Origin of the sequence: uncultured Rikenella sp., assembly GCF_910579375.1 — a bacterium.
GTDB lineage: Bacteria > Bacteroidota > Bacteroidia > Bacteroidales > Rikenellaceae > Rikenella.
Genome location: NZ_CAJTUJ010000071.1, coordinates 1 through 8,912, shown reverse-complemented (window position 1 = coordinate 8,912; position 8,912 = coordinate 1). Strand labels below are relative to the sequence as shown.

At 57.8% G+C, this 8,912-nt stretch carries 8 protein-coding genes; 5 read left to right on the top strand and 3 right to left on the bottom strand.

What is annotated here, in order from left to right:
- Positions 1-595: 595 nt before the first annotated feature.
- Together trxA and dnaE are read right to left on the bottom strand one after the other, a co-directional pair.
- Complete coding sequence (gene trxA, locus QZ302_RS06835; protein WP_294593887.1) at positions 596-910, bottom strand: thioredoxin; 315 nt, start codon at positions 908-910, stop codon at positions 596-598.
- 74 nt (positions 911-984) lie between these two features.
- Complete coding sequence (gene dnaE / locus QZ302_RS06830) at positions 985-4,641, bottom strand: DNA polymerase III subunit alpha (protein ID WP_294593885.1); 3,657 nt, start codon at positions 4,639-4,641, stop codon at positions 985-987.
- Positions 4,642-4,842: 201 nt separating this feature from the next.
- Here dnaE and QZ302_RS06825 point away from each other — a divergent pair, with 201 nt between their 5' ends.
- Positions 4,843-4,992: a hypothetical protein gene (locus QZ302_RS06825; RefSeq protein ID WP_294593884.1), complete on the top strand. Its 150-nt coding sequence runs from the start codon at positions 4,843-4,845 to the stop codon at positions 4,990-4,992.
- Between the two features lie 212 nt (positions 4,993-5,204).
- Here the strand turns inward: QZ302_RS06825 and QZ302_RS06820 are convergent, their stop codons facing one another.
- Positions 5,205-6,101: a diaminopimelate dehydrogenase gene (locus QZ302_RS06820; RefSeq protein ID WP_294593883.1), complete on the bottom strand. Its 897-nt coding sequence runs from the start codon at positions 6,099-6,101 to the stop codon at positions 5,205-5,207.
- Positions 6,102-6,219: 118 nt separating this feature from the next.
- On the opposite strand from QZ302_RS06820, the gene QZ302_RS06815 reads away from it, so the two are divergent.
- From QZ302_RS06815 to QZ302_RS06800, 4 genes are all read left to right on the top strand, one after another.
- Positions 6,220-6,768: a hypothetical protein gene (locus tag QZ302_RS06815; RefSeq protein WP_365320717.1), complete on the top strand. Its 549-nt coding sequence runs from the start codon at positions 6,220-6,222 to the stop codon at positions 6,766-6,768.
- Positions 6,769-6,772: 4 nt separating this feature from the next.
- Entirely contained in the window at positions 6,773-7,669 is an 897-nt protein-coding gene (gene miaA, locus QZ302_RS06810; RefSeq protein ID WP_294593880.1) for a tRNA (adenosine(37)-N6)-dimethylallyltransferase MiaA, read from the top strand.
- Between the two features lie 52 nt (positions 7,670-7,721).
- Positions 7,722-8,258 (top strand): SprT-like domain-containing protein, encoded by a 537-nt coding sequence (locus QZ302_RS06805; RefSeq protein ID WP_294593879.1) that lies wholly within the window; start codon positions 7,722-7,724, stop codon positions 8,256-8,258.
- A gap of 448 nt (positions 8,259-8,706) precedes the next feature.
- Positions 8,707-8,904: a hypothetical protein gene (locus QZ302_RS06800; protein WP_294593878.1), complete on the top strand. Its 198-nt coding sequence runs from the start codon at positions 8,707-8,709 to the stop codon at positions 8,902-8,904.
- Positions 8,905-8,912 lie beyond the last annotated feature (8 nt).

Below are 8,912 nucleotides of genomic sequence, written 5' to 3'. Positions count from 1 at the left end.
GGCCGAGCGCCAACCGGCAGAATATGTCCTTTAAACGGGCGGGCGCGCCCAAAGGGCGTTTTGCTGCCAGCCTCTACCCGATTCTCTTTTCGCGCGCCTTGCGCGATTCATTCTATTTCGGCTAACCACCGGAAATAGCTGAATCGCTCCTTTTGGCGGGGCGCGCGTTGGTCTGAGGGTACTGCGCTCGGGCCGCGCGGGCACGCCCACAGGACGTTTTACTGCCAGCCTCTACCCCCGTTCTCTGTCCGCGCGCTGGCGGAAATCTTATTCAAATGCAATCCACGCGTTTGAATGATTTCCTTATCCAGCAATCGCGCGCGTCTGGTCACTGCCCCGGATAGAACTGTTCCTTTTGTGAACAAAAGGAACCGAAAAAACTTTAGACGGATGCTAACGCATCCTAAAGCTGCCGGCGGCCCAACTCTCTTTGTCCGCGCGCGGTGGGCAAAGGGCCGTCGCTACCGGAACCAAACGCCCAAAGTATCACCAACCCAACCCGCCACACGAAACAGTACCACAATAAAAAAGTTCTCCCGCCGAACCTTCAAGGTTCGGCGGGAGAACTACAATCATTCCGCTAAACAGGCAATCGCTACAACAACTTATTGAGCTTTTCCGCCAGCGCCGCTTTGGTCGTCGCCCCCACCTGCTTGTCCACCACCTGACCTCCTTTGACGAAAATAATCGTCGGAATGTTCCGAATGGCGAACTGCGCTGCAATCGCGTCATTCGAATCCACATCGCACTTTCCGATGATCGCCTTTCCGGCATATTCCGTCGCCAGCTCCTCCACGATCGGCCCCACCATCCGACACGGCCCGCACCACTCGGCCCAAAAATCGATCACCACCGGCTTATCCGACGCCATCACCTCCTGAAAATTGCCCGAATTGATTTCCAATGCCATAACAAATTGAGTTTTAGTAGTTTTTAATAGTGTAAGAATTCAAAATCCATGCCACAAAAAGCGCACAAATCTAATCAATTTATCCGGTATTTGAAACCGTAATCGTCCAGCAGCTCCGTCACCTTGGCGTTCAGTTCGATCTTGGGCGCACGGGTACGCAACGCCACCCTGACTCCCGTCTCCGGGTCGAAAATATGGAACAACAACGAGACCGGCCCCGCCGCCATAGCCGCCGTGCTCGACAAATCCGTGATGAACCCCGTCGAAAGCTCCTTCACCGGCACCGTCACCACCAGCTCCCGAATGTCGCTCTCCATCACCTCCGCGAGGCTCTTCATGCTCTTGATCACGATCTCCATCTCGCCCTGCCGGAAACGGCTCGGTTGTACCCGCCCCTTGATCAGGATGGAGTTCTGCTCGAAACAGAACGAATGGAACGTCTCCCAATCCTTGCTCCAGAGCGTAAAGGTATAACTCCCGCTGAAATCCTCGACCGTGAACCGTCCGTACGGTTTCCCCGTCTTCGTCGTCAGGTACTGCGCCGAAGTAACCATCCCCGCCACCGAAAAATCCCGATCCCTCAACGCCATCAGATCGCTCAAATCGCTCACCGCATTGGAACAATACTTCTCGATCAGAATCCGGTAGTCGTCCAGCGGATGCGACGAGAGATAGATCCCCACCACCTCTCGTTCCCGCTCCAGCATTTCGAGTTTGCCCCACGTCTCGGCCGACGGAATCTCCGGTTTCTGGACCATCACCCCCGACATCATATCGCCGAAGAGGCTGTTCTGCTTCTGCGCGCGCTCGGCCTGCACCAAACTCCCATACCGAATCAGCGACTCGATAAACGAAGCTCCCTTGCTATCCTGTGCGAAAAACTGGCTCCGGTGGAACGAAGCGATCGAATCCAACGCTCCCGCCAACGCCAGACACTCGATATTCTTTTTATTGACCGTCTGGAGATTGACCCGTTCGACGAAATCGAAAATATCCTTGAAATCCCCATGGGCATTCCGCTCCTCGAGAATCGCCTGAACCGCGTTTTCGCCCAACCCCTTGATCCCTCCCAACCCGAAACGGATATTCTGCTCGCTGTCCACCGAGAAGCGGTGCCGGCTCTTATTGACATCCGGCCCCTTGACCGGCGCTCCCATCCGTTTGCACTCGTCCATAAAGAAGCTGATCTTCTTGATATCCGACAGGTTCCGGCTCAAGAGGGCCGCCATAAACTCGGCCGGATAGTGCGCCTTGAGGTAGGCCGTCTGGTACGACACATAGGCATAACACGTGGAGTGCGACTTGTTGAAGGCATACGACGCGAACGCCTCCCAGTCCGTCCAGATCTTCTCGCACACCGTCCGGTCGTGTCCGTGCGCCACCGCCCCGTCCAGGAAGTCGCCCTTCATCTTGTCCAGCACATCTTTCTTTTTCTTACCCATCGCCTTCCGGAGCGTATCGGCCTGCCCCTTCGTAAACCCGGCCAGCTTCTGCGACAGAAGCATCACCTGTTCCTGATAGACCGTAATCCCGTACGTATCTTCCAGATATTCCGCCATATCCGGCAAGTCGTAGGCAATGGCCTCCCGCCCGTGCTTCCGGGCGATGAAGTTCGGGATGTACTCCATCGGCCCCGGCCGATACAAGGCGTTCATCGCGATCAAGTCCTCGAACCGGTTGGGTTGCAACGCCCGGAGGTGCTTCTTCATCCCCGGCGACTCGAACTGGAACAGTCCGGTAGTCTCCCCGTTGGAATAGAGCTCGAAGGTCTTCTTGTCATTCAGCGGAATCGCGTCGATATCGATGTCGATCCCCTTAGACTCCCGCACGTTCTCCACGGCATCCTTTATAATGGAGAGCGTTTTGAGCCCCAGAAAGTCCATCTTGATGAGCCCGGCATCCTCCACCAAACTCCCCTCGTACTGCACCACAAAGAGCTCCGCATCCTTGGCCGTGGAAATCGGCGCGAATTTTTCGAGGTCGTCCTGCCCGATGATAATGCCGCAGGCATGCACTCCGGTCTGCCGCACCGACCCCTCCAGTTTTTCGGCATAGCGCAGCGTATCCCTCACCAACGGATTCTCCGACTCGCGTTCCGCCGCCAACTCCGGCACCTCCTTGTAAGCCTTTTCGAGCGTCGTCCCCGGCTTTTCCGGCACCATCTTCGACAGCCGGTCGCTCTCCTGCAACGGCAGCTTCTGCACCCGCGCCACATCTTTGATGGAAGACTTCGCTGCCATCGTCCCGAAAGTGATGATATGCGCCACCCGCTTCTGTCCGTACTTCTGCACCACATAGTGCATCACATCCTCGCGCCCGTCTTCGTCGAAGTCGATATCGATATCGGGCAGCGAAATCCGCTCCGGATTAAGGAAACGCTCGAACAGCAAGTCGTATGCGATCGGGTCGATATTGGTGATTTTCAAGCAATAAGCCACCACCGATCCCGCCGCAGAGCCACGCCCCGGCCCCACAGAAACCCCGATTTCCCTCGCCGCCCGGATAAAGTCCCACACGATCAGAAAGTAGCCCGGGAACCCCATCCACTCGATCGTCTTGAGTTCGAAATCGATCCGTTCTCTGATCGCCTCCGTCAATTTATCCCCCGGATACCGCCGTTCCGCCCCCTGCCATACGATATACCGCAGGTACAAATACTGCCGCGCCGTCAAAAGCAGCTCCGCCACCTGTTCGTCGATCGCTCCGATCTCCTGCTCCGAAGCGCAGGCATCGACGCGCGCCTGCATCGCCTGAAGCTCCTCCGGTTTATCCTTATATATCTTTCCGAGCCCCACCGCGATCGACTCCTTGAGCGGCGCCAGCTCCACCACGAAGTCGTCCGGCAAGAGGAAGTTCGGCATGTACGGCTTGTGACTCAGCGAATACTCCTCGATTTTGTCCACAATCTCCTGCGTCGTCGCCAACGCCTCCGGATGGTCCGGAAACAGAGCCGCCATCTCCTCATAACTCTTGAGGTACTCCTGCCCCGTGTACCGCATCCGCTGAGGGTCGTCCAGATCGCGCCCCGTGCTGAGACAGATCAGCCGGTCGTGCGCCTCGGCATCCTCCGCCAGAATGTAGTGGACGTCGTTCGTGGCGATGTATTTGATTCCGTACTTCTCGGCCAGTTTCAACAGCACTTTATTGACCATCACCTGATGGTCGTAGACCTTCTCATCCCGTGTCGGATCGCCGGTTTTGTGGGCCTGCAACTCCAGGTAGTAGTCCTCGCCGAACAACTCCCTGAACCACCGCACCGCCTCATCGGCCCCCGCCATATCTCCCCGCATGATGAGCTGCGGAATTTCGCCCCCCAGACAGGCCGAGCAGCAGATAATCCCCTCGTGGTACTTTTCGAGCAGTTCCTTGTCGATCCGTGGATTGTAGTAGAACCCTTCCGTCCACGCATACGACACTAGTTTGATCAGATTATGGTATCCCTCCAGATTCTTGGCCAGCAGGATGAGGTGATGCCCGCTTCTGTCCTCCTTATCGGTCTTTTCGAACCGGTTCCGCGCAGCCACGTAGACCTCGCATCCGAGAATCGGCTTGATTCCCGCCGCCTTGGCCGCATTGTGAAACTCCTTCACGCCGAACATATTCCCGTGGTCGGTGATGGCCAACGCCCCCATCCCCAACTCTTTGGCCCGGGCGAGCAACTTTTTGATAGCCGCAGCGCCGTCCAGAATGGAATATTGCGTATGTACGTGAAGATGAGTAAATTCCGACATTGAAAGCGATCTTTTTTCTCTTGCGAGGGGTGTTTACAAAGATAACCTTTTCCGCAACGCCACAACCGAGAGGAAAAGAAAAAAATCCGTTTCGGCCGGGGTAAAAAATCCGCTTTTCGCTCAGCGTCACCTCTCTGCGTTTCCTGCGTCCGTTTCGCCCCGGGCTACCGCGACGGAGGTTACAATGGCATTTACGGGTCATTGGGCGGCATCGGCGGCGAGGGCACCACCTGGTCTGCATCCACAAACAGCTCGAATGGTGTACGTTTATATTTCGATGTCATGATCCTCAATTCCAACACCTCGCATCACCGCAGTTACGGTTTTCTGTTGCGTTGCCTCTCGGAATAAATGGGCGCACTGCGTCTTTTAATGGCAGCCTCTACCCTACTTTGGTTTGACCTTGAGCGGACGGATGTTACGCATCCTCAAGCTGCCGACGCCCCAAAATCGCAAGACAGCCTCCACCCCACGCATCACCCAAAGTAGCTGCCACCTCCACAAAAGAAACAGCCCGGAACGACCGAAGTCGCCCCGGGCCGAAAAAGACCCTCTTCCCCAAACTATACCAGCCGCCGCACCAACTCCTCACGATCGCCATACAGATAGTCGATCAACGGAATCTCGATCATCGTATACGCCCCCGGTTTCTGGAGCAGCGACGCCCGCGCCGAACCCACCATAATCTGAGCCGTCAGCGCCGGATTGTTGATACTCATATTGAACTCGAACCGCTGATTCGGCGTACAGCCCGACACCCCCTTGCGCGTCAGGTTCACCCCATGCCCCATGTCCAGTAGCGCATCCACCGACTCCACCTGCATCACATGCGTTTCGTCGTGCACGAAATAGGGATCCGCCTTGATCGCCGCCGCCACCTTCGCAAAATCATGCCCCTCTTCGACCTCGATATAGACCATCCGGCGATGAATCCCCGTTCCCGTCGGAATCGTCATCGACAACGCCGCCTTGACCCCCTCGATCGCCTTGACCGCCACCGTGTGCCCCATGCTCATCCCCGGCCCGAAGTTCGTATAAGTCAGCCCCTTCGGCGCACACACCTCCATCAACGCCCGCACCATCGAATCCGTCCCCGGATCCCACCCCGCCGAGAGCACCGCCACCGACCCGCTGCGCCGGGCCGCCGTGTCCAGCGCCCGCCGCGTCGAGACGATCTCCGTGTGGATATCGAAACTGTCCACCGTATTGATCCCCAACGCCAGCGCCCGTTCGGCATACGCCTGCGCACTGCGGCTCGGCGTACAGAGAATCGCCACCTGTACATCCTTCAGCGCCTCCAGCTCGCTCACCACCGGATACCCCGCCAGCTCGGCCGGCACATTCGACGCATCGCGCCGCACCACGCCCGCCACCTCGAAATCCGGCGCCGTCTGCAACGCATCCAGCACATACCGCCCGATATTTCCGTATCCGACAATGGCCGCTCTTATCTTTTTCATAGTCCTTCGTGATTTAGATTTTCCAAGGTGCAAAGAAAGCGAATCCGCCCCGTTTCTCCATGCTCCGAAGCGCAAAAAAAGTTATCTTTGAGTCGGACAAAACTCCCGACCCATGTCTATGATCTTCAAATTCAGGATGCTCAGCGACGAAGCCGACGACTTCGTCCGCGACTACGAAGTGCCCTACGATATGAACCTGGCCGATTTCCACACCTACGTGCGCGAATCGGTCGGTTACAGCCCGGCCGAAATGGCCTCGATCTTCACCTCGGACGCCGAGTGGGACAAACTGCGCGAATTCACCTCCGTCGATATGGGGTTAGAGGGCGAAGAGGAGGGTTTCGCCGTTCCGCTGCCGATGGAACGCGTCAGCCTGGGCCAGATCGTCCGCGAGAAGTTCGGCCGGCTGATCTATGTATTCGACATCTTCGCCGAGCGGCAATTCTTCATCGAACTGATCGAGAGCAAGTTCGCAGAAGAGGGGGTGGCGTATCCGCGGATAGCGGCCTCCGCGGGCGAACCGCCGGCCCAGCAGCAAAAGAACGATCCCGCCATATTTTCCGAACGGGACGACTTGGCCGACGACCATTCGATTTTCGACGAAGCGATGGACGAATTCGGCGAATTCGAGGGGGACGACACTTATGACGACGAATACGCATACTAATCGTATGGATCATACGAATCGCCTAATCGTCATCCAGGGGCCGACAGGCGTGGGCAAGAGCGCCGCAGGGGTCGTTCTGGGGCGACACTACGGCGCACCCGTCGTTTCGGCCGATTCGCGACAGGTCTATCGGGAGATGGCGATCGGCACCGCCGTCCCTTCGCTGGCGGAACGGGAGGACGTACCGCACTACTTCATTCAAAACAAGAGCATTCACGAGCCTTTTACGGCGGGGGACTACGAGCGGGAAGCCCTGGCCCTGCTCGACAACGAACTTTTTCCGAACACGCCGGACGTCTTGCTGGTGGGCGGTTCGGGACTCTATGTGAACGCCTTGTTGGAAGGGTTCGACGACCTGCCGGAGTCCGACCCGGCTCTGCGGGCGGAACTTACGGCCATGCCGTTGGCCGTGTTGCTGGAGGAGCTGGAACGGAGCGATCCGGCCTATTATGCCGTCGTCGATCGACAGAATCCGCAGCGGGTAATCCGCGCCGTCGAGGTGTGTCGACTCAGCGGACGACCGTACTCGGCCTTACGAAGCGGGGTAGTCAAACAGAGAAATTTCACCCCTATTAAAATAGGGATCGACCTGCCGCGCGAAGAGTTGTACGCCCGCATCGACCGGCGGGTGGAGCAGATGGTTTCGGACGGACTGGTGGCCGAGGCGGAGCGGCTGTACCCCGATCGCCATTTATCCGCCCTGCAAACTGTGGGTTATCGGGAGCTGTTCGACCATTTCGACGGCCGGTGTTCGTTGGCCAAGGCGGTGGAACTGATCCAACGCAATACGCGCCGGTATGCCAAACGGCAACTGACCTGGCTGCGGCGCGATCCGCAGATCCGCTGGTTCGGGCCGACCGACACGGAAGCTATGACAGCGTATATCGATGGGAATCTTTAAGATATGGATTTGGGGCCGTTCGGCCTCCTCGCGCCGGAGCTCCCGCCGACCGGTGGCAACGGGAAAAACGGGAGGAACGCCGCTCCACTCGGTTCGGCGTCGATACCTGCTGTTCGGCGAGAGCTACGGCGTCGTACTGCACCGTGAAGCAACCCGAAATTCACTGAAAATCAAAGACAACAATTTCCACCTCTCTCTCCACCCGGCCACACGCGAAAATTTCGAGGAGTTTCTTCAAAACTGGTATCGCCGACAAGCCCGAAAGAGTTTTCAGGCGGCTGTCGACCGCTGGCTGCCGCTGTTCCGGGCCGCGGGGTATGCCATCGCGCCGCCGCGTCTGAAAATCTTCGTCATGCGGCGGGCCTGGGGACGCTGCTACTACACGAAAGGGCTGATCACGCTGAACCTGCATCTGGTCAAGACGCCGCAGGCGTGTATCGACTATATCGTGCTGCACGAGTTGTGCCACTTTGTGGTGAGCAACCACTCGCAGGCCTTTTACCGGCTGGTGGAATCCTTCCTGCCGGGGTGGCGCGAGGCGGATGCGCAGTTGAAGGCTTTCGCCCGCGAACAGCGGATTATCCGATAACCGTTCATTCCTCTTCTTCCGCCGCCCCGGGCTACCGCGCTCGGGGTACAGGTACACTGGACTACATCGGCCACAGCGGATTCAGCCAGTCTTCGTCAGTTAATGGGAATAGCAGCATATTCTTATACTTTTACCCGCAGAACCTCCACACCAGCAATCCGGATGGCCATGCCTTCGGTTTTCAGTTGCGTTGCCTCTCGGAATAAACGCCCCAGGCCCGCAGTGGGCAATGGGCTGGAACTACCCCTATTTACATTTTGAGTTGAATTCATGCGGTTCGAAGAACCGCGCGGGCCGAAGCCGCCCCCCGCGGAGGTCCGCAACTGATGTTGCTTTTGGGCCTCGCAGGCTTCGGCCCGACAAAGCAATACTCTATATTCACGGTCAACCGAAGCGAGGCGGACGCCCGGGAGGTGTCATCCATGGGGTAAAGGCGGCCAGCTTTCGAGTGCCGAGCGGCACCGCCCCGGGCTACCGCCACAACCTGACGGGTAGGCAGGACAATGTGGGTCGAAACAGTTGCTGTTGGTCATCTGGGGTGAGCGGTTCCACGGGTCGTTTCTTATGGTTCGACATGCAGGGGCTGGGAACGAGCGGTACGGCGAATCGTGCTTTCGGTCTTCAGCTGCGTTGCCTCTCGGAATAAACGGACGC

Excerpts from the sequence above, each read along its gene's own strand:
- dnaE (WP_294593885.1), bottom strand. The coding sequence starts at position 4,641 with ATGTCGGAATTTACTCATCTTCACGTACATACGCAATATTCCATTCTG.
- QZ302_RS06820 (WP_294593883.1), bottom strand. The coding sequence starts at position 6,101 with ATGAAAAAGATAAGAGCGGCCATTGTCGGATACGGAAATATCGGGCGG.
- miaA (WP_294593880.1), top strand. The coding sequence starts at position 6,773 with ATGGATCATACGAATCGCCTAATCGTCATCCAGGGGCCGACAGGCGTG.
- QZ302_RS06815 (WP_365320717.1), top strand. The coding sequence starts at position 6,220 with ATGATCTTCAAATTCAGGATGCTCAGCGACGAAGCCGACGACTTCGTC.
- trxA (WP_294593887.1), bottom strand. The coding sequence starts at position 910 with ATGGCATTGGAAATCAATTCGGGCAATTTTCAGGAGGTGATGGCGTCG.